Here is a 21,405-nt window from a genome sequence, read left to right as displayed (position 1 = left end):
ATGGAAAAATTTTTACCTTTTGGCGGACTTAATATTAAAAATGGAGTTATGTTTTTCTTTAAAGAATTACCTGAAAAAATAGTATGGAAAAAACCTGTTCTGCAAGAATTTAACGATGAGATTTATGCCTTTATAGGAGAAGGCATTTATATTCCCATAGAAAAACTACCCTTAGAGGATATAATAAACAACAATGCAGGAATTATTATATTAGCTTTAATTAATGAGCAAAATTTTTTAGCAAAAACTCTTTATACTATAGAATTACAAAAAGAAACTGCCTTAGAATTATATGCTTTAATTAAAGCTAAAAGTTTAATCACGTAATAATCTTTTCTTATTTTATAAGAAAGGCACGGCAAAAAGTTTTATAAAATTTGTTAGTTTTTTATAAATCATCGTCCCAAGCAGGACTTAATCCATCTACTCCTAAAATTCCACCTCTAAAGCTGTCATTTCTTATGTGTTCTAATAGAGTGTCATCGTCTTTATTTAGTTTCACATTAATATCCATTGTTTTGCTCCAACTGAAGTTGTTGTATATTAATGCGTTATTTAAAAAGATAATTAGCGATATAACTCCGAAAGGTATAAGAGCAAGATAGTATCCCGCAATAAACAAGATAATTAAAGAAAGCAGGGCTCCGCCTAAGAATAGTTTTTGCTTAACAGAAAAAGGTAATAGCTTCGTATTTGGTTTTATCCTAATGAATTTTACATCCTCTTGAGTAAGCAGTTGCATATTTCTTTTAATTTCCTCTTTGCCAAAAATATCAAGTGCTTTCTTAGTGTTAACATAAACTATCCATTCATCCTTGGATATATCTTTAGGAATCTGAAAAACAACAGGAATATTGTTCATAAAACTTTTTCTTTTGAGTTTTTTTATCAAAGTCTCAAAATTTACAGGCAGAGTTTTTCTTATGGTTTCCTCTGGAATTAAATATGCTTTCCTCATCCCTAAACCTCCTCACCAAGTTTTGTTTTTCTATACATAGGGTACCGCAATGTATCAAATTTTCACCTTTGCGTTTTATTATAATAAAAAAATTAATTTTTGATACATTCATGTACCCTATTAATAGGAGATAAATTTATGGTACTAACAGAGGCATTAGAAAAATATAAGCAGTATCTCTCAGGTTTAAAATCTCAGGCAACTATAAAAACCTATAGTCGTGCCATAGAGGGCCTTATCAGATTTACAGGAGATAAACCTGTAGATGCCCTTACATTTGAAGATATAATGCACTATAAATCTTATCTTTACAGTAAACAGTCTCTGAGTTCCTCTGTTGCAGTAGCCCTTTCTGCTATACATAACTTTGTTGAGTTTTTAAGACAAGTATATAAAATAAAAACCATAGAAATAGATGATTTAAAAATATTAAGACCAAAGGTATCACAGAAAATTCCTTCCTATTTAAATAGAGTTCAAATTGAAAATATATTTAATGCCTGTAAGGATCTTGAGGAAGAAATAGTAATAAAAATGCTTTATTACACAGGAATGAGAGCGGGAGAACTTCTTTCCTTAAGCAGAAGAGACATTGTAGAAATAGATAGTAGCCTGTATATAAAGGTAAAAGGTAAAGGTGGCACATACAGAAACATACCTGTGGTAGAACAATTAAAAGATATTCTTATTCAGTATTTTAAATATCACGAATTAAAGTATAAAAATACTGATAAGTTATTTCCCTTTACCTATAACACTCTTTACAATCAACTTAAGAGAATTGCTCAAAGAGTAGGGTTAGAGGAAATAACTCCTCATTGGCTAAGACACTCCTGTGCAACAGAGTTGCTTTCACAAGGGGTAGACATAAGAATAATTGCAGAAATATGCGGTCATAAATCTCTTAACACTACCATGAGGTATGCAAAGGTAAAGCCTCAACTTGCTAAAGAGGCATTAGAAAAACTTTTAAGGAGAAAGGGTGAAACCGAAGAAAATTAAACAGTTTTATTTACTTTACAACAGAATTGTATCTCCTTATCAGGCAAAGCATTTATCAAAGGAAGAAAAAATCTCAATAGGTGCCTTTTATACTCCTCCGGAAATTGTAAGTAAAACAGTGGAATATATTAGCCCTTATTTAAAAAATAAAGACATTACAGTAGCGGACCTTTCTGCAGGAGCAGGAGCTTTTATTCTACCTTTTAAAGACTATGATTACAGAGCAATTGATTATGATTATTCTGTTATTAATTATTTAAGAAACCAATTAGATGAAGATAAAGTTATACACACTAATTCTTTGCTTAAAGTAAGAAGAAGTAAATTTAGAATACCGAGAAATAATTTTTTAATAATAACAGGTAATCCTCCTTATAACGATATTACCTCTGTTTATAAAAAAAATGGCAAAGGAGAGTTTATTTGTGATCCTGATCTCTATGATAATGACATAGGAATATGTTTTTTAAAAGCTTTTAATAAATTAAAAGCAGATTTAGTTTGTGTCGTTCATCCTTTTTCTTACATTGGGAAAAGATGGAATTTTGTAAGAATTAAAGATTTTACTTCTAATTATAGGCTTGTTAAAGGTGTTTTGTTCCCAAGCACTATGTTTAAATACACTTCAAGAACTTCTCCTTTTACAGTTATGATTGCCCTTTATGAAAGGGATAAAAATGGAATGACTTATGATTATATAGAAAATTTTGAATTTAAAATACTTAACACAGATAAGAAATTTGTGCTTAATGATTATTCTACTACAGATGGTTATATAAATAAATATCAACCAAGGAAAAACTCTTTACTAAAAGAATCGCCAATAGGGCTTTATTATTATTCCTTTAGAGATTTAAACTCTGTAAAAAGAAATACAACCTTTATAGACAAAAAACATGATTTTGCAGTAGTTGTAACCCTTGAAGAATTTTATAAATATGCCTATTTACACTGTATCAGGAAACTTCTTAAAACAGAATACATGTGGTTATTTGGGAATCTTTCCCCTTTAGTTGATATAGAGTTTTTAGAGGAAAATAAGGCAATATTTGTTTACTATGCCTTAGAGAGCAGCTCTACTTTAAAAAGTTTTAATAAAGAAGTAATAGATTTAATTAGAAAAACTTATCTTAAAAATTTTTCATTAACATTAGAACAATCAAAAAACCTTATTTTAGAACATTTTAAAAGCCTTTTTAAAATCAACGAAGCTATTTAATTTGTGGATAAATTGGAGTTTTCTCGAGAAACTTCTTCCATTAGAAAGATAAAAATTGTATAATTTGATACATCCATGTACCCTATATATAGAGGTAAATATTTTAAAGGGAGAAGTAATAGTGAAAAAAATAATTGTTGCACTTTCAATGGTTTGTTTTTTATCAGGTTGTTCAGGTTTTTTACCTCAGTCAGGACCTATGACTAATCAGGTTTATTCCTCTGCAGTGGAAGTTAAATCTGGAAACATAGAACCTTTAATAACTGTGGTTGAACTAAATTTTAAAAATGTTTCTTTGCTTGAATCTAATTTAAAATTTTCTGTATCAGAATTTAAAACAGATAAATATTTTCCATGTTTTGGGATAGGCGATGTTGTTGAGGTAATAATACAGGAGCAGTATCCTCCTGTATTATTACCTGTTGCAGAAAAATCAACTGCTTATGTTTTACCAGCTCAGATAATAACAGAGGATGGTACAATAGTAATTCCCTATGTAGGCAAGGTTGTTGCAAAGGGTAAAACAGTAAATCAACTTTCAGAGGAGATAAAGAATGCCTTTAAAGGAAAGGCTAATAATCCTACTGTAATTGTAAGACAACTTAATGCAGACTCTTCCTTTGTAACAGTTTTTGGCACTGTAAAGGAAAGTAGAAAAATACAACTTGGCTATAACACCACCACCATACTTGACGTGCTTGCCCAGGCAGGTGGAGTGGTTTCTCCTGTGGAAAAAACAGTAGTACAGATAGACAGAACAGGTAAAAAAATCTCTTTACCTTTAGATGAAATAATTAAAAATCCTGAATTAAATCTAAACGTGGCTCCAAAAGACATTATAACTGTTGTCTATAAAAATCAGTCTGTAACTGTGCTTGGTGCTACAGGTAAAAACGAAGAGATAGAGTTTGAAGCAAAAGGAATTAACCTTAATCAGTTACTTGCAAGAGCAGGTGGACTTAATCCAAATCTTGCCAATGCAAAGGGAGTGTTTGTATTCAGATTTGAAGGCAAAGATACAGTAGAAAAATTAAAACTAACTAAGGCAGTAGAAACACAAAAGGGTATTCCTGTTGTTTACAATGTGGATTTAAGTAAGCCTGAAAGTTTCTTTACAACAAAAAACTTCATGGTTAAGGATGGCGATATTGTTTATGTAGCCACTGCACCATCTGTTCAGTATCAGCATTTTCTTAATCTTATAACTAATACAATTTCACCAATATTTATGATTGATAGGCTAACAACAAATAAATAAGGTGGGGATATGATAATAGACATTACAAGACTTATAGGAAGAACACTTAAGGGGTATCAACCAACAGGAATAGATAGAGTTTGCATAGAGTATTTATCCTACTTCAGAGATAAAACAAAAACCTCTCTGTTTCTGTTTAACAGGTTATGGGTAATAAATGAAAGGCTTTCAACTTTACTTATTGATAAAATAGTTTCATCAGATAAAGAAGGATTAAAGAAAGTCTTGCCTCTAATTCCATTTAATCTTACAGATTCTGTTGAGGGTGAGTTGTTTTTTAATCTCTCCCATTCAGGAGGTCTTGAAAAAGAAAATTACTCTAAAGTTTTAAAGAAATACAACTTAAAATCTGTTTTCATGGTTCACGATCTCATTCCTTTAGAACATCCTGAATTGGTAAGGGATAAGGAAAACCAAAAACACAAAACAAGAATAGAAAATATATTAGCCTTACATGATTTAATTCTTGTTAATTCTTATCAGACAAAGCAAAAATTAATAGAATATGCGGAAGACAATTTAAAGTTGCCGGTAGATATAAAGAAAATTGAAGTTAATTACTTAGGATTATCTTCAAAGTTTATAGAAACACCTGATATAGACTTCTCTTATGTAAAAGAAAAATTTAACCTTAAAGATAAATATTTTGTAGTACTTTCCACTATTGAACCAAGAAAAAACCATCTCATACTGTTTTATGCGTGGAAAGCCTTGCATTCTTTGTTAAAAGAAAGAACGCCTCAATTGGTTTTAATAGGTCGTAGAGGGTGGGAAAACGAACAGGTTATAGATTTTATTGAAAGAAGCAGTATTTCAAATTTTATAAGAGAGATAGGTTTATGTAATGACTTAGAATTGAAGGCACTATTAAAAAACTCTCAGGCACTTTTAATGCCATCCATTGATGAAGGCTTTGGCTTACCTGTACTTGAAGCAATTATGCTTGATATACCTGTGATATGTAGTAATATTTCAACCTTTGTTGAATTATTCAAAGACATACCTATTTATTGCAATTGGAACGATGCTTCTGATTGGGTAGATACAGTATTACAAATACTAATGAAAAGTAAAGATAGTTTTATTGCAGAACAGATACAGAGAAAGAAAAGAAACCTAAAATACATTGGTAAATACAGTTGGAATTATCACTTCTATAAATTAAGAGAAGCTTTATTAGATCATTCCTTAATTGATTCAACAGAGGAAATTTTTGCAAAGGAGGTAAACAAGGGCTTTGTTTTATCAGAGCAACATTAATGCTTATTCCTATCAATTCAGTTCTTGGAAACAATACATAGTAAGCAGGTTTGTAAGCTTAAAGAGCAATCTGAGAACTGAAAAACATATACAAAAAGCAATTGACAAACATGGTGAAGTTAACCTGCTTGTATGGTCTGTAAGGCAACAATACAGTTTGCCACAAATACAAGGGCTTAATGTAATAAGCGTGGAGGATGGCTTTGTTCGTTCAGTTGGTCTTGGTGCAGAACATACAATGCCTATATCCCTTGTTTTTGATGATTTAGGGATTTATTTTGACTCTACCTCTGAAAACAGGCTTGAGCATATATTAAATGAGTTAGAAAGTACAGAAACAATTGAACAAACCGCAAGAAAAATAATTAACTTGATAAGACTTTATCAGATAAATAAGTATAATCTCAATGAAAACGAATGGCAAGTAAAAGTTAACAGAAAAATAATAGTAGTTCCCGGACAAGTAGAAAACGACAAATCTATTCAGTATGGAAGCCCTGTGGTTAAGGATAATCTTACTTTACTTAAAGAAGTAAGAAGGAGAAATCCTGATTCCTACATAGTCTTTAAGGTTCATCCTGATATTTACAGGAATTGTAGAGTTAACCACACAAGTAAAAAACAGTATTATGAGTATGCTGATGAGGTAGTGGAAAATTTTTCCACCTTTAGTCTTATCAAACACGCTGATGAAATACATACTATGACTTCTCTCTTTGGATTTGAGGCATTACTGCAACACAAGAAAGTAGTCTGTTATGGACAACCTTTTTATGCAGGATGGGGGCTTACAGAGGATATATATCCTGTTGAAAGAAGAAAAAATCATCTTACTTTGGAACAACTTGTCTATGGTGCTTATTTTGTCTATCCCATGTATGTAAGTCTTATAACAGGGCAGAGGATAAATGCCATGGAAGCTATTGCAGAGATAGCAAGAATAAAACAAAACCAAGACCTTGTAAGGATAAAAATCCCTGCAAAAGAAAAAGTAGCAGACTTTTTTAAAAAAACCATTTTATCCGTAAAGGAGCATTTAGAGAATGGATCCATTAAAAGAGTTTAAAGGTAAAAATGTTTTATTACTTCAGTCTCAGTTTGTATTTTTTAAGAGGCTATCTAAAGACTTAAAGAAAGTAGCAAAAAGTATTCACAAAATTAACTTTAACGGTGGTGATTGGATATTTTATCCCTTTGGTGCGGTTAACTACACAGGCAAACCCGGAGAGATTGGCAATTTCATAAAAGACTATATAGTTCAAAATGACATTGACGCAGTAGTAGTGTTTAACGACTGTAAACCTGTTCACCGAATTGCTAAAAAGGCAATTCAGAACTTAAAAGTTGACCTCTACGTTTTTGAACAGGGATACATTAGACCTGATTTTATAACCTTTGAAAAAGGTGGAGTAAACGGTTATTCCTCTTTGCCAAAGGATGCTAATTTCTATAAAGGGCTTGATTTACCAAAAAAGATTAACATTACAAAAGTAGGCAAAGTAAGTGCTTATAGATTTTTATATTCTGTTGTCTATTATCTTTCCTTTAATTTGCTTAAGCCTATATTTAGGTCATCGGATTTTTCAGTTCCTAAAATTAACAAATACGCTTTAGGTTTACTTAAAGGAAGATTCCTAAAATTTTATTACGATAAAACTCAAAATCCAAAAATTAATGATTTTATAAGTAAACATAAAAACAACTATTACTTTGTTCCACTTCAGATGTCTGTGGACTCACAAATAAGAATGCACTCACCTTATCAGGATGTCTACGAATTCATAGAGGATGTTTTAGTTTCCTTTAGTACCTATGCACCTAAAGACACCTATTTAGTGTTTAAACACCATCCTTTTGACTTAGGATTAAATGATTATACTGATTACATTTACAAGAGATCTCTCATGTTAGGGATTTCAGATAGAGTTAAATACTTTAAGTCAGGGTGTATTGACCTTTTAATCGCCAACAGTATTGGTTGCGTAATGGTTAACAGTACCTGTGGAATGACCGCTTTAAAGCACAGAAAGCCTTTAAAAATAATAGGAAATGCTATTTACGATATAGATGGAATTGTATATAAGGATACATTGAATGAATTTTGGCAAGACATTTTTATCCCTGATAATGACTTAATAGAAAAGTTTACAACCTATGTAATTTTAAACACACAGGCAAATGGTAGTTTTTACAAAAAGATAACAAAGGAAAACAACTGTGGCATAAAATTCTTCTCTGATACATCAGTGTACCCTATATATAGGGAGACAAAAATTTCATTGGAAAAAGGAGCTTTGCATGAAGTTAACCAAAGTTAAAAGTAAATGGCTATTTGTGATATTTGTTTTAATGCCAACTTTTTTAACTGCTCTTTACAATTTAATAATAGCCTCACCTGTTTATATAAGTGAATCAAGGGTAATTATAAAAACTGTAGGAGACAATACCACATCAGGCATAGGTGCTTTTTTGAAATCCTTTGGAGTATCAGACGCCTCTTCTTCAGGCTCTTCTCTTGTAACACAGTTTTCTCAGAGTAGAGATACCATGAACCTTTTAAACAAACAGTTTGATATTAAAAATTACTATGGCAATAAAGGAGACCTTTTAAGCAAGTTTAATCCTCTTGGAATAGACAATTCTGATGAAAACTTCTATCTTTACTACACAAGTAAAGTAGTAAATGCTTGGGTTGACACCGCATCAAACCTTGTAACCATACAGACAAGGGCTTTTGATGGGAAGACTGCTTACGAATTAAACAAAGAAATACTAACACAGGCAGAAAACTTTATAAACCTCATAAACAAAAGAGCCTCATTAACTGCTATGTCTTACTATGAAGGGCAGATAAATGAGACAAGAAGAAAAATTGACGAAGCCTCTAAAAAACTTGTCTCCTTCTTCAAACAGACAGGAGTGGTTTCTTCTGAAGCACAGGTGGCAAGTCAAGTGCAGATAATTACAGAGTTACAGAAACAACTTACAGAGAAAAAACTTGAGTATGCCCGTATTCAGTCCTTAGCACCTGAAAACCCTGTGCTTAAAACCTTAAAGGATGACATTAAGAGAATTGAAAGTGAAACAAACAAAAATTTTGGGATTTTAGCTTCTCAGACAGGTAAACATTCTGTATCACTTGAACTTGCAAAGGCAGAACTACAGACACTACAGGCAGAGTTAAATGCCAATATTCAGGCATACATACAGGCACAGTCTCAGGCATTTATGAAACACCTATTTATTGAAACAGTGCAATCACCAACCATGCCTGATAAGGCAATGGAACCTAAAGAGCTAAAAAACATATTCACTGTATTTGCAGTGGGTTTTATCCTTTGGGGCATTGTCTCTCTGCTTATAGCAGGAGTAAGAGAGCATAAATCCATTTAAGGTAGGTAAAAGTGAAAATTAACGGTGAAGTTAAGGAATTTCTAAACAGTTTAAGGGTTCAGTCAAGGGTAGTGCATGCCCTTATGATGCGTGAGATTATTACAAGGTTTGGCAGAAGAAACCTTGGCTTCTTATGGTTATTTCTTGAACCTATGCTATTTACAATGGGTGTAGTGCTAATGTGGAACACTTTTCATGCAACAAGGGATATAAAGTTTCCCATAGCAGAGTTTGCCTTTACAGGATACATAACAGTTTTATGTTGGCGTAATATGGGTAATAGGCTTGTAAAGGCAATTGAACCTAATTTAGCCTTAATGTATCATCAGAACGTAAAACTCATAGACATATTCTTTGCAAGGGCATTTCTTGAACTGCTTGGCGTAACAGGTGCTTTTGTTTTTATATCTTGTATATTTTTGTTTACCAATGTTTTTACTCCTGTATATGACATATTCTACATAGTTATTGGTTGGTTACTTCTCTGTTGGTTTGCTTTAGGTCTTGGATTGCTTATTGGATCACTTACAGAGATAAGCGACGTGATTGAGAGATTTTGGCATCCCATTTCCTATTTTATGCTACCTATTTCAGGTGCATTTTTCCTTGTGCAGTGGTTACCTGAGAGTTTTAGGCAATACGCAGTATATATACCTATGGTAAGTTGTGTGGAACTTATTAGGTATGGTTTTTTAGGCAATGCCTTTACTCCCTATTACGACATTCCCTATGTAATAAGTTTTAACCTATTGTTAATGTTCACAGGCATGCTATTTCTTATTTATGTAGGAAGGAGAATTGAACTTGAGTACTAACGGAAACAGATACCTAAGGTTAGAAAACATAAGGAAATCTTACAGATTAAGCAATAGAGAAATTCATCAAGTACTTAAAGGTGTTAATTTAGAGATTTCCTATGGAGAAAAAGTAGGAATAATGGGAATAAACGGTGCAGGCAAATCTACTCTTATTCGTATTATTGGTGGAGTAAGCAGGCCTGATAATGGAGTAATTGAAAGAAGCATGAAGGTAAGTTTCCCAATTGCCTTTACAGGTGGATTTCAGGAATCTCTTACAGGTTTTGACAACTTAAGGTTTATATGTAGAGTTTACGATAAAACATGGGAAGACAAGGTGGAGTTTGTTCAGGATTTTGCAGAATTAGGCAAATTTTTCTATGAACCTGTGAAGACCTATTCAGCTGGTATGCGTGCAAGACTTGGCTTTGCCATATCTTTAGTAGTTGAGTTTGACTGCTATCTTATAGATGAAGTGATGGCAGTAGGAGATAGTCGCTTTCACAGTAAATGTCACGAAGAACTCTTTAAGAAAAGACAGGATCGTTCCTTTGTAATTGTATCTCATGATTACAAAAGATTAGAGCAGTATTGCAACAAGTTTTATGTATTACACGATGGAGTATTAACAAATTTTAAAACATTTAAGGAGGCAAGGGATTATTATGAAGCGTGCAAAAATGAGTAAACCAAAGGTTTTACTTGAACTTAGACCTGCAATGGATGGATTTGCAGGCATACCACAGGAGACAAGACTGCTTTTTAGTATCCTAAGAAGTCTTGACAATATAGAGGCAGAAGGAATGATTCAGACAGGAGGCGGACCTTTTTTGCTTCCTGCATTGAAAGACAACGATAAGGTTTTGAAAATGAGCTATCCCCTTGCAAGAGCAATGAATAAAATGTCAAGAATGGTGCTTTCTGCCTATGAAAGACCTGAAGTAACAAAGTTTGAGAAAATACAGGAGTATTTTAAAAAGAAACTCACTGCAAGAGTAATGTTTTTATCTTCCATGTTTAAACTATCAAAAGTTAAATTAACAAAACTTGAAGGTAAAAGGTTTGATAGTTTTATATGGACGAAACTTTTTAGCAAATCTCTTACTTCTGATAAATACGATCTTGTAACGAAATGTGACTTTGCTGTAAACACAGTTCCATGGCATGTAATGCATACTGCAGGGATTCTCTCTTTAAATTATTTTAAATCACCTATATTTCCTTACATTGATACAAAAAAATATGACATATTTATATCACAAACACCTTATCCTGCAAGAATACACAAAAATACAATACACATTGTAAGATACCACGATGCTATACCTGTAACTCATCCTCATTTTATTTCAGACAAAGCAAGACATCAGGCTCATCATTATAATGCACTATTTGAGAATGTAAAGGATGGTGCTTACTTTTGTTGTGTTTCAGATTTTACAAGACAACAATTACTTTCTATATTCCCTGAAGTAGAGAAAAGAGCTTTTGTAATACATAACATTATTTCACCCTTTTACTTTTACGATAAAGAAGCAGATTCTAATTTGGTTCCCGACATAATTCATTCAAGAATTAATTTACAAAAAGAAGAATGTTACCCTAAATTCTTTAACAACAAAGAAAAAGAACTTTTCTATCATAAAAAACTTTTTGGTAAACCCTTTAAATACTTACTTATTGTGTCTACTGTTGAGCCAAGAAAGAACCATGCAAGACTTCTTTCTGCGTGGGAAATGTTAAGGGCAAAGGGTTATAGAGACTTAAAACTTATTGTGGTTGGCGATCTTGGATGGGATTACGATCTTATTATGAAAAAGTTTCGTTCTTGGATAGACATGGGTGAGGTATTTTTCTTAAATAAAGTGCCTGCATCAGACTTAAGGGTGCTTTACAGATTTGCAGAGGCAACAGTTTGTCCAAGTTTTGTAGAAGGTTTTGACTTTTCAGGAGTAGAGGCAATGCGTTGCGGTGGTGTAGTTGCAGCATCAGACATTCCTGTGCACAGAGAAGTATATAAAGACGCTTGTGAGTATTTTAATCCTCACTCAACAGTGTCTACTGCACAGGCAATTAAAAGCATTATGGAAAATACAAACAGAAGAGAAGAGCTCATACAAAAAGGGTTTAAGGTTTCAGAGTGCTACACCTATGAAGCAATTTTACCAATGTGGCAGGAGTTAACTGAAAAAGTACTTACCCATAAAGAAGCATTTCTTAATGAGGATATTTCTGTTCAGAAACAGGTATTTGAACCTGTAAAAAACTTTTAAGAGGTGATTGAGTATGCAAATAGAAACATATTTAGAAAAATATATAGAAGATATAGAGAATATTAAACCTAAAGGGCTTTGTATATGGCTTACAGGTCTACCCTGTTCAGGAAAAACAACAATATCAAATGCTTTAAAGCAGTTTTTTGAAAACTTAGGCAAAACTGTAACAGTAATTGATGGAGACATAATAAGACAATTTCTTTCAAATGGTGATTTTTTTAAAGAAGCAAGGATAAAGAACAACCTTCTTGCAGGATACATAGCAAGTGAAATAGTGAAGCATGGTGGTATTGTAATTTGTGCCTTAGTAAGTCCTTATGAAAAAACAAGACAAGCAGTAAAGTCCTTTTTTGAGGATGACGAATTTGTGCTTGTCCACTTAAATCCACCTATTGATATGTGCATTCAGAGAGATGTAAAAGGAATGTATAAAAAGGCACTAAAGGGTGAGATTAAGAACTTTACAGGAATAAGCGATGTGTATGAACCACCTCGCAAAGCAGACCTTGTGATTGATACTTCCTTAAATACAGTAGGGGAAACAGTGGAAAAGATTATAAATTTTATATTTTTTAGAGAAAACTAAATGGAAAAAATAACAGCAGAAGCAATAGTTAGACAACTTTATTTGGGAATTTTTGGAAGAGAGCCTGATCAGTATGGGTGGGAACATTACTCTGAACAAATAAGGAATGGTAAATCTATATCAGATATAATTAATTGGAGGTGATAATGTATGAAAATATTAATTATTGCTAACTGTCAGTATATGGGCTTGGTTGAATATTTTAAATTAATAATTGGCAAAAACAATATTAACTTTGTTCCTCTTAATATAATTAACAATACGGAGCAGTTTAATAAATATTCTCAACATGCAAAGGCTAATATAGAAAACTACGATATAATTTTAACTTTTTATATTAATCACGATAGATTTGATTTCTGGAAAACTGAAAATATTAAATCTCTGTATCCTGATAAAACCTATATAATTGACAATATATATTTTGCAGGGCTTCATCCAGATGCTGTCTGTGTTGGTGATATATTTAATAGACTTAAAAGTCCGCTTGAAATTTATCATTCAAAAATTATTCTTCATAGTTTTGTAAAAGGGCTAACGGAACAGGAATGTTTGGAAAAATTTAATTATGACGAATATAAAAGGCTTGGCTATTTTGATATATACGAACAATCTGCCAAAGAATTACTTGAGAGAAATAAAAGATGTGATATAGGCTTTGCTCAGGAATTTTTAGGGTTAGTAAAGAAAGAGCATTCTCTTTTTATATTTAATCATCCTACTTCTTATATTTTTTACCATTTTGGCAAAAAGATATGTAAAGAATTGGGAATTAAAACAGAGGAGTTTCCTCATCAACTACTTATTAACCCTCTTTCAGATCATATCTGGTGGAGCGTTTATCCTGAGATTTCAGATTATCATAGATTGTCTTATAAAACACCGATATTTTTTAAAAAAGCAGATGGATATAATGGGGTTATGATGTCTCTTGAAGATTTTATAAGAGAAAGCTATCAAATGTACAACGAGAAAAAAGAAGAAATTCTTTCTTTAGAAGAGGTTAAAATTTTAATCAATCAAATGGACAATCAAATCAGTGAATCAAAAATGTTTTCTTCAAAAGACATAATATCTCAATTTTATCTTGGGTTTTTTGATAGAAATCCCGATCAAAGTGGGTATGCTTTTTATTTAAATAAAATAAATAAAGATGAACTTATTCTCTCAGATTTAATAAAAATTTTTGCTAATTCAGAGGAGTTTAAAAGCAAAAGCAAATTAGTTAAAAATGACGAATTAATTAAACAACTTTACCTTGGACTTCTTAACAGAATGCCTGATTCAAGCGGTTATCAAGCATTGCAAAATAATTTACAGACAGGCAGTTCTATTAGCGATATTATAAAATCCATAATAAATTCTCAAGAATTTTTAATGAAATCTCATGATAGACCTCACCACATGCTTTATGGTGGTCATATTGCTTACGCTTACGAAAACCCTGCAACAGTTTTTATCCACATTCCAAAAACTGCAGGGCAATCACTTCATTGGTTATTTAAACAAAAAGTAGGGGAAAATAAAGTTTCGCCACTGTTTAATAACCTTTATCTGTTACCTGCTAATTTTTCTTATACCTACGATGTAATATTTGGGCATACTGATTATGAAACAGTAAGACTTCTTGTTCAGAGAAAAGAAGTTAAACTTGTTACATTTTTAAGAGATCCAATTAAACGACTTATATCTCTTTATAAATTCTGGTGGTCTCATGACCCTGAGTTTCACAAAGGAAACACAGCAGTAGAACTTGCCAACAAATACAGTATAGAGGAGTTTTTTAGAGCAGAGGAAGTTAGAAAACTCCTTTGGAATGATATGTTTGGTAGATTTATGGGATACAAACTCAGAGATACCTTAAAAGATGCATTGGAGGAATCTTTTAAAGATGAGAACAAAAGAATGTCTTTTCTTAATAAGAGAGTAATTCCATTAATACACGAACAGATTGAGGAATATTTCTATATTGGATTACAAGAGCAGTTTAATCAAGATGTGTGTGAAATGTTTAATAGACTTGGTTTTAGTTGTGATGATGTTGATTTGCAGGATGCAAAAGTAAATATTACAGAAAACAACATAGGTAAACCTGGATTTAAAAAAGAAAAACCTTCCTTTGACGTAAATGAAACTGTTTTGTCTGCAATTGAAGAATTAACTGAATTGGATAATTTATTGTATCAGCAGGTAAAAAATATTAGAAGTGAACAAGAAAACAAAATTTTAGCAAAGGTTTGGTGGTAACTATGGAAGTAATATCTACAAGAAAATTTGAAGAAATTGACGAAAAATGTGTTATCAAAAAAATGTATGGTAAATGCATGATACCTCTTAAGAATGCTCTGTTTTGTCTTGACCGCTATACCATACACATGCAGGCAAGATGTCCTAATTGTTGTTCCTTAAATCAAGTGCGTTTAATTGAATTATTTTTATCTACCTATGACGATGCAGATCCAACAATAGAAAAGGTTATTCAGAAATTTTTAAGAGGGTAATAGGTGAAAAAGTTTTTTATTGTATTAATATTTCTGTTTTTAGCAGTTTCAACAAGTACTGCAGAGATTATTGCAGGTTATCAAGGTTGGTTTGGTTGCCCTGAAGATTATGAGGGAAACAAAGATTGGCAACATTGGTTTCATAAAGGACATTTTACTGTTGATCTGCTTCCTGATATATCTATTTATCCTGAATCCTCTCTTTGTAACACGAGCATAAAAACAAAGGATGGAAAAACTGTAAAGTTATTTTCCTCTCAAAACAGAGAAATAGTTAAAGTTCACGTAAACCTTGCAGAGAAATATGGAATAGACACTTTAGCACTGCAAAGGTTTGTAAACGAAATAAGCAAAGAGAGAGGTTTTAAAAGAAGAAATAATGTTTTAGAAAACATAATCAGTGTAACTAAAAATAAAAATATAAAGTTTTTCATTATGTATGACATAAGCGGTGCAGAGGAAAGCAAAGTTTATGACTTAATAGACAAAGACATAACCTTTTTGAAAGAAAAATATGGGCTTTTTAATTTAGAGAATTACTACAAAGTAAATGGCAAGCCTCTTGTCGGTATATGAGGTTTTGGTTTTAAAGGAAGACCGGGAAATCCATCGGATACTTTGGCTTTATTAAGAAATTTAAAGCACTCAGGTTTTTCCTTGCTTGGTGGTATTCCATCAAAGTGGAGAACCTTAGAGGGAGATTCAAAATCAGACTCACTTTGGCTTAATACTTATTTACAGTACGATATTTTATCTCCCTGGATGGTTGGCAGACTCAAAAACGAAGTATCTATGAAAAGTTATTACGAAGGAGTTGTTAAACAGGATATAGCCTTTTTGAAAGATAAAGGTAAAAAATATTTACCCGTAGTGTTTCCGGGTTTCTCATGGTATAACTTACAGAATGCAAGAGGAAACCAAGCAGAGTTTAACCATGCACCAAGACATTGCGGTTTATTTTTAGAAAAACAGTTCCTTGCCCTGAAAAAGATGGGAATAAAAGATTTTTATCTTGCCATGCTTGATGAGTTTGACGAAGGCACAGCAGTCCTGCCTACAGTAATTAATCCTAATCAATTGCCCAAAGACAATAAATGGAAATTTGTAATACCTGAATACGACAACTGTAGAGTAAACTCATCCTTTTATATGCTTGAGAAAGTAAAAAGCGTTAAATAAAAGTTTGATACATTCATGTACCCTATATATAGAGGGGCAATAAATAACAAAGGAGGAAAAATTATGAATTTTATCATTCTTGCAGGTGGTTCAGGAACAAGACTATTCCCACTTTCAAGAAAAAACTATCCAAAACAATTCATGAAAATTGCAGGTAATCCATATTCTCTGTTTCAACAAACAATTCAAAGAGCAGTTAATTACGATAAAGACATTAAAATTTTTATAGTTACAAATAATAAATATAGATTTTTTGTTCAGTCACAGTTAGATGAGTTATTTAAAGGGCAAAAACGCCCTGATATTGAAGTTATATATGAACCTAAAGGCAAAAACACTGCACCTGCAATTGCCTTATCAGTCAAGAAAGCCTTAGACAAAGGCATTAAAGAGGAAGAAGTATTTTTCGTTTCTCCTTCTGATCACATAATTAAACCTCAGGATGAGTTTAATCGTTCATTGAAAAAAGCAGAGGAATGTGCAAAGCAGGGATACATTGTTACCTTTGGCATAAAACCCTTAAAAGCAGAAACAGGATATGGCTATATAGAAGTTGATAACAGTAGCCCTGTTGGTGATTGTTACAAAGTTAATGCATTTAGGGAAAAACCTGATAGAGAAACCGCAGAACAGTATGTTTCATCAGAAAAGCATTTTTGGAACTCAGGTATGTTTATGTTTACTGCAAGCACAATAAAACAAGAGATGATAATGCATTGTCCAAATGTAGCAAAAATTTTCTATTTAGACACAGAACAGGAGATAAAAGATTACTTTACTTACGAAGTAGAAGACATATCAATAGACTATGCAGTAATGGAAGAAACAAAAAAAGCAGCAGTGCTTCCTGCTACTTTTGGATGGTCTGATGTAGGTTCTTGGGAAAGTATATACGACGCATTAGAAAAAAATGGTGGAGAAAATGCAAAAGCAGGGAATGTATTAGCAGTTGACAGTAAACGCAATCTAATACTTGGTAATGGAAGACTTATTGCAACTATAGGACTTGAAGACATGATAGTAGTTGACACACCTGATGCAGTGCTTATTGCTAAGAAAGGTGAATGTCAAAAGGTCAAAGACATAGTAAGCACACTCAAAGAAAATGGTGATAGCGTTATTGTTAATCACTTAACAGAATATAGACCTTGGGGTAGTTTTACCTTGCTTGAAGTAGGCGAAAGATACAAGATCAAGCGTATAACAGTAAATCCGGGAGAAACTCTCTCTTTACAAATGCACCATCACAGGTCAGAGCATTGGATAGTAGTAAAGGGAACTGCAAAAGTAACCAACGGTGAAACAGTACAGTTTGTTCATGAAAACGAATCAGTCTATATACCAAAAAGCACAGTCCACAGGCTTGAAAATCCTGGTAAAGTACCTCTTGAACTTATAGAGGTTCAGGTTGGTGAATATGTAGAAGAAGACGACATAGTTAGGTTTGAAGATAAATACTGCAGAGTATAAGGAGGAATTTTATGTTTATGATTTTAGATGCAGAAAAAGTAAATGTTAATGAAGAACTATCAGAAATTGACGTAGAATGTCCTCTTTGTAGTTTTGTTCAACAGATACCTAAAGAGGAACTTGCTTATCAGAGTGTTTTTTCATGCCCTGAGTGCAACACTTTATTTGTAATTAAAAACAAAAACAGGAGGTAAAGAGAGGTTGAATCCACAAATATTTAAGAAATACGACATAAGAGGAGTATTTGGCAAAGACTTTACTTTAGACGATGTCTACCTTATAGGCCGTGCTTTTGTATCACTTTGCAGGATAAAGATTAAAAGGTTTCCTATAAAGCTTTCTGTTGGCTACGATGCAAGGCTATCAAGCCCTCAGATTAAAGATACACTAATTAAAGCCATAACAGATAGTGGTGTAGGTGTTTATGATTTAGGTTTGGTTCCTACACCTGTACAGTATTTTTCCTTATTTACCCTACCTGTTGATGGTGGAATTATGATTACTGCAAGTCATAACCCACCTGAATACAATGGCTTTAAATTAAGCATAGGTAAAGAGACAATTTTTGGCGAAGATATACAGGAAATAAGAAAAATCATAGAGAGTAAAAATTTTATCAGTATGATTAAAAAGGAAAAGGCAATTAAATACGACATAAACAGTGATTACATAGACTACATGACAAATGCTTTTCCATCACTTAAAGGTCTTAAAGTAGTAGTTGACTCAGGAAATGGTGCGGCAGGTGTGGTAGCACCTGAGATAATGAAAAGGCTTGGAGCAGAGGTTATAGAGCTTTACAGTATGCCTGATGGAACATTCCCTAATCATCATCCTGATCCTGTTGTTCCTGAGAACATGGAAGTCATGATAGAAACAGTAAAGAAAGAAAAAGCACACATTGGTATTGGTTACGATGGTGATGGTGATAGACTTGGAGTGGTTGATGAAAATGGTGAAATGATATGGGGAGACAAATTGATGATTGTCTTTGCAAGAGATTTATTAAGAGAAAATCCAAAGGCAAAAATAATTGGTGAGGTTAAGTGTTCAGATGTCATGTATAAAGAAATAGAAAAGATGGGTGGAATGCCTATTATGTGGAAAACAGGGCATTCACTCATAAAGAGAAAGATGAAAGAAGAAGGAGCTCTGCTTGCAGGAGAGATGAGCGGGCACATGTTCTTTAAGGATAGATACTTTGGATACGACGATGCCATATATGCCTCTCTGAGACTTCTTGAGATACTTAAAAACTCAGGTGAACCTTATAGCATTAGAAAACTTCTTAATGGTGTAAATTTCATGTGTGCTACACCTGAAATAAGAATTGATTGCCCTGAAGAACAGAAAGAAACAGTCATTGAACGTGCTAAAGAGTGCTTTAAGGAGTATGCCTGTTGTTTTATAGACGGAGTAAGGGTAAGTTTTGGCAAAGGTTGGGCACTGATAAGACCTTCCAACACTCAACCTATGCTGGTTGCAAGAATAGAGGCAGAAACAGAAAAACACCTTAGAGAAATAAAGCAAATATTTCAGGAAAAGTTATCCTTAAATTTTTAGAAAAGGAGAGAAAAGGGTGAAAAAACTTGTTTTTTTAGGATTAGGCGTATCAGTAATTTTAGCAACATTAAGTTTTTTAGTTCCTGCGGTTAAAGATAATACTTTACAAGACATTATTGATTATGATGAGTTAGGCAGATGCTAACAGATACTCTTGCATTACTTACACTTGGTTCATTAATTTTATTATTAATTGTTGTTAATTTGCAAATAAGAGCAATCACAAGAATTGAAAAACAAACAAAAAGGAGAAAATAATGCAAAAAACCTATGTTCTTGACACAAATGTTCTTATTCATGACCCTGATAGTATCTTTAACTTTCAAGATAACACAGTAGTTATACCTTATCCTGTTATAGAGGAACTTGATTCTCTTAAGAAATCACCAAATGGAAAGGCTTACGCAGCAAGGAAGACAATAAGGCATATTGATAGATTGTTAACCTCTGATACGGTAACAAAGAAATCTTATGGCTATGAAGTAAATTTAAAGAAAGGTGGAAGAATAATAATAACAGGTAAGTGGTTTCCTGAGAAAGAAAAATCAGACGATGTAATTTTGAAATATTTCCGCAATATTTCCACAGAAATGTTTAAAGAGTTTCCTTCACCTGTTATTTTTGTAACCAAAGACATATCCTTTAGAATCAGAGTAATGCTTGAAGGATTTCAGGCAGAGGATTATAAAACAGATAAAACTCAATCCTTTCAGAAATATGGCGATACTCAACAGGACAAAATAAGCATTCAATCAGTTTATTACTTTGAAAATGACAATGAATTATACAAAATTAAAAATGGAGAAGCCTTAAAGGTTAGACCAAAAAATCTCTTAACTATTGTTCCAAAAACTAAAGATCAACTTTGTGCAACTGATGCTTTACTTGATACAGATATAGACCTTATTGTTTTAAATGGCTATGCAGGCACAGGAAAAACACTGCTTGCTTTAGCTTCAGGCATATTTCAGACTCTAAAGGACATTTACGAAAGAGTAGTTGTTTTAAGACCTGTAATACCAATTCCGGGCACTGATATTGGTTATTTACCCGGTGATGTTAAAGAGAAACTTGGTCCGTGGATGCAACCTATATATGATAACTTAGATTTAATAAGCCTTGGTTTTGCAACACAGTCAAAAAAAGACAAAAAGAAAAGCAGTGTTAACATTGATGAGCTTGTTCAGATACAAGCCCTTACTTTTATAAGAGGCAGAAGCCTTCCTAACAGTTTTATAATCATTGACGAAGCACAGAACCTTAGACCTCTTGATATAAAAACAATTGTTACAAGAGCAGGTGAGGGTTCCAAGATTGTATTTACAGGAGACCTTGAGCAGATTGACACTCCCTATTTAGATGCAAATTCATCAGGACTTGCCTATTTAGTAGATAGATTTATCAATGAAACTAACTTTTGTTATCTAAATCTCAAAGAAACTGTAAGGTCAAGACTTGCAGATCAGGGAGTAAGGTTATTGTGATATTTTTTGTATTAATTTGTTTACTAATATTTTCCTCTACAGTAAATGGAGAAGAAATACAAAAACAAAAAAGCACTTATCCTTTTGTGGTAATTGAACTTGAGCCTATAAACATTAAGCCTTTTCCTGAAAGGCAAAAAGATAGTCAACCAAAACAGATTATTAGGTCTAAACCAAGCATGGAAAAGATTGAATTAAACAAAGAGGAAACTGAAAACCACCATGCGACCGAAAAGAAACCTGAATCACCTATAAAACTTACAAAGGAAGAACATGCTGAAAACCTAAAAGCCTTTGGAAATACAAGATGGTTTAAGGTTTTTGTAGAGAAAGACACTTTTAGGATATCGGGATTGATTAAAGACATAGAGATAAAACACAAAGTTGAGTCTTACTGTAAATATCATAAAATTCAATGCAAGATTGAGTTAGTAAGAATTAACTAAAAGAAAGGAGACT

24 protein-coding genes are annotated in these 21,405 nt (G+C 32.6%); 23 read left to right on the top strand and 1 reads right to left on the bottom strand.

Annotation, left to right across the window (positions count from 1 at the left end; genetic code table 11):
• On the top strand, positions 1-327 hold the full coding sequence (locus QI155_RS10485) for a hypothetical protein (protein ID WP_281321588.1): 327 nt from the start codon (positions 1-3) through the stop codon (positions 325-327).
• A 61-nt stretch (positions 328-388) separates the two neighbouring features.
• Here QI155_RS10485 and QI155_RS10480 read toward each other — a convergent pair whose 3' ends face one another.
• A complete protein-coding gene (locus QI155_RS10480; protein WP_281321587.1) occupies positions 389-958 on the bottom strand; it encodes a hypothetical protein in 570 nt (189 codons plus the stop codon).
• Between the two features lie 138 nt (positions 959-1,096).
• Between QI155_RS10480 and QI155_RS10475 the strand changes: the two genes are divergently transcribed.
• From QI155_RS10475 to QI155_RS10370, 22 genes are all read left to right on the top strand, one after another.
• The gene (locus QI155_RS10475; protein ID WP_281321586.1) at positions 1,097-1,960 is read left to right on the top strand and encodes a tyrosine-type recombinase/integrase; all 864 of its coding nucleotides are present in this window, start codon (positions 1,097-1,099) and stop codon (positions 1,958-1,960) included.
• Entirely contained in the window at positions 1,941-3,179 is a 1,239-nt protein-coding gene (locus QI155_RS10470) for a hypothetical protein (RefSeq protein ID WP_281321585.1), read from the top strand. The genes QI155_RS10475 and QI155_RS10470 overlap by 20 nt, the downstream gene beginning before the upstream one ends.
• A 121-nt stretch (positions 3,180-3,300) precedes the next feature.
• A complete protein-coding gene (locus tag QI155_RS10465) occupies positions 3,301-4,437 on the top strand; it encodes a polysaccharide biosynthesis/export family protein (RefSeq protein ID WP_281321584.1) in 1,137 nt (378 codons plus the stop codon).
• A 9-nt stretch (positions 4,438-4,446) separates the two neighbouring features.
• Positions 4,447-5,697 carry a glycosyltransferase family 1 protein gene (locus tag QI155_RS10460; RefSeq protein ID WP_281321583.1) on the top strand — a complete coding sequence of 417 codons (1,251 nt, stop codon included), beginning with the start codon at positions 4,447-4,449 and terminating at the stop codon, positions 5,695-5,697.
• Positions 5,675-6,763, top strand: a complete 1,089-nt coding sequence (locus QI155_RS10455) for a hypothetical protein (RefSeq protein WP_281321582.1) — start codon at positions 5,675-5,677, stop codon at positions 6,761-6,763. The genes QI155_RS10460 and QI155_RS10455 overlap by 23 nt, the downstream gene beginning before the upstream one ends.
• Positions 6,741-8,015: a capsular biosynthesis protein gene (locus tag QI155_RS10450; RefSeq protein WP_281321581.1), complete on the top strand. Its 1,275-nt coding sequence runs from the start codon at positions 6,741-6,743 to the stop codon at positions 8,013-8,015. Before QI155_RS10455 ends, QI155_RS10450 begins: the two co-directional genes overlap by 23 nt.
• Complete coding sequence (locus QI155_RS10445; protein WP_281321580.1) at positions 7,996-9,090, top strand: hypothetical protein; 1,095 nt, start codon at positions 7,996-7,998, stop codon at positions 9,088-9,090. Before QI155_RS10450 ends, QI155_RS10445 begins: the two co-directional genes overlap by 20 nt.
• A gap of 11 nt (positions 9,091-9,101) precedes the next feature.
• Complete coding sequence (locus QI155_RS10440; RefSeq protein ID WP_281321579.1) at positions 9,102-9,905, top strand: ABC transporter permease; 804 nt, start codon at positions 9,102-9,104, stop codon at positions 9,903-9,905.
• The gene (locus QI155_RS10435) at positions 9,895-10,575 is read left to right on the top strand and encodes an ABC transporter ATP-binding protein (RefSeq protein WP_281321578.1); all 681 of its coding nucleotides are present in this window, start codon (positions 9,895-9,897) and stop codon (positions 10,573-10,575) included. The genes QI155_RS10440 and QI155_RS10435 overlap by 11 nt, the downstream gene beginning before the upstream one ends.
• Positions 10,553-12,160 carry a glycosyltransferase family 1 protein gene (locus QI155_RS10430; RefSeq protein WP_281321577.1) on the top strand — a complete coding sequence of 536 codons (1,608 nt, stop codon included), beginning with the start codon at positions 10,553-10,555 and terminating at the stop codon, positions 12,158-12,160. The genes QI155_RS10435 and QI155_RS10430 overlap by 23 nt, the downstream gene beginning before the upstream one ends.
• Positions 12,161-12,173: 13 nt before the next feature.
• Positions 12,174-12,749, top strand: coding sequence for an adenylyl-sulfate kinase (gene cysC, locus QI155_RS10425; RefSeq protein WP_281321576.1), 576 nt, complete (start codon positions 12,174-12,176; stop codon positions 12,747-12,749).
• Positions 12,750-12,893: a DUF4214 domain-containing protein gene (locus QI155_RS10420; protein ID WP_281321575.1), complete on the top strand. Its 144-nt coding sequence runs from the start codon at positions 12,750-12,752 to the stop codon at positions 12,891-12,893.
• Between the two features lie 6 nt (positions 12,894-12,899).
• Positions 12,900-14,996: a WcbI family polysaccharide biosynthesis putative acetyltransferase gene (locus QI155_RS10415; protein WP_281321574.1), complete on the top strand. Its 2,097-nt coding sequence runs from the start codon at positions 12,900-12,902 to the stop codon at positions 14,994-14,996.
• Positions 14,997-14,998: 2 nt separating this feature from the next.
• Positions 14,999-15,250 carry a hypothetical protein gene (locus QI155_RS10410; RefSeq protein ID WP_281321573.1) on the top strand — a complete coding sequence of 84 codons (252 nt, stop codon included), beginning with the start codon at positions 14,999-15,001 and terminating at the stop codon, positions 15,248-15,250.
• 3 nt (positions 15,251-15,253) lie between these two features.
• Complete coding sequence (locus QI155_RS10405) at positions 15,254-15,826, top strand: hypothetical protein (protein WP_281321572.1); 573 nt, start codon at positions 15,254-15,256, stop codon at positions 15,824-15,826.
• A gap of 42 nt (positions 15,827-15,868) precedes the next feature.
• Positions 15,869-16,429 (top strand): hypothetical protein, encoded by a 561-nt coding sequence (locus QI155_RS10400; protein ID WP_281321571.1) that lies wholly within the window; start codon positions 15,869-15,871, stop codon positions 16,427-16,429.
• A gap of 63 nt (positions 16,430-16,492) precedes the next feature.
• Positions 16,493-17,899 carry a mannose-1-phosphate guanylyltransferase/mannose-6-phosphate isomerase gene (locus QI155_RS10395; RefSeq protein WP_281321570.1) on the top strand — a complete coding sequence of 469 codons (1,407 nt, stop codon included), beginning with the start codon at positions 16,493-16,495 and terminating at the stop codon, positions 17,897-17,899.
• 11 nt (positions 17,900-17,910) lie between these two features.
• Positions 17,911-18,093, top strand: coding sequence for a hypothetical protein (locus QI155_RS10390; RefSeq protein ID WP_281321569.1), 183 nt, complete (start codon positions 17,911-17,913; stop codon positions 18,091-18,093).
• Between the two features lie 7 nt (positions 18,094-18,100).
• Positions 18,101-19,462: a phosphomannomutase/phosphoglucomutase gene (locus QI155_RS10385; protein ID WP_281321568.1), complete on the top strand. Its 1,362-nt coding sequence runs from the start codon at positions 18,101-18,103 to the stop codon at positions 19,460-19,462.
• 16 nt (positions 19,463-19,478) lie between these two features.
• Positions 19,479-19,607, top strand: a complete 129-nt coding sequence (locus QI155_RS10380) for a hypothetical protein (RefSeq protein WP_281321567.1) — start codon at positions 19,479-19,481, stop codon at positions 19,605-19,607.
• Positions 19,608-19,719: 112 nt separating this feature from the next.
• Positions 19,720-20,946, top strand: coding sequence for a PhoH family protein (locus QI155_RS10375; protein ID WP_281321566.1), 1,227 nt, complete (start codon positions 19,720-19,722; stop codon positions 20,944-20,946).
• The gene (locus QI155_RS10370) at positions 20,943-21,392 is read left to right on the top strand and encodes a hypothetical protein (protein ID WP_281321565.1); all 450 of its coding nucleotides are present in this window, start codon (positions 20,943-20,945) and stop codon (positions 21,390-21,392) included. Before QI155_RS10375 ends, QI155_RS10370 begins: the two co-directional genes overlap by 4 nt.
• Positions 21,393-21,405 lie beyond the last annotated feature (13 nt).

The sequence above is a fragment of the Thermodesulfovibrio sp. 1176 genome, assembly GCF_029946585.1.
In the GTDB taxonomy this organism is placed as follows: domain Bacteria; phylum Nitrospirota; class Thermodesulfovibrionia; order Thermodesulfovibrionales; family Thermodesulfovibrionaceae; genus Thermodesulfovibrio.
Note: the sequence above shows the minus strand (reverse complement) of the source record. Positions and strands in the feature narration are given on the sequence as shown.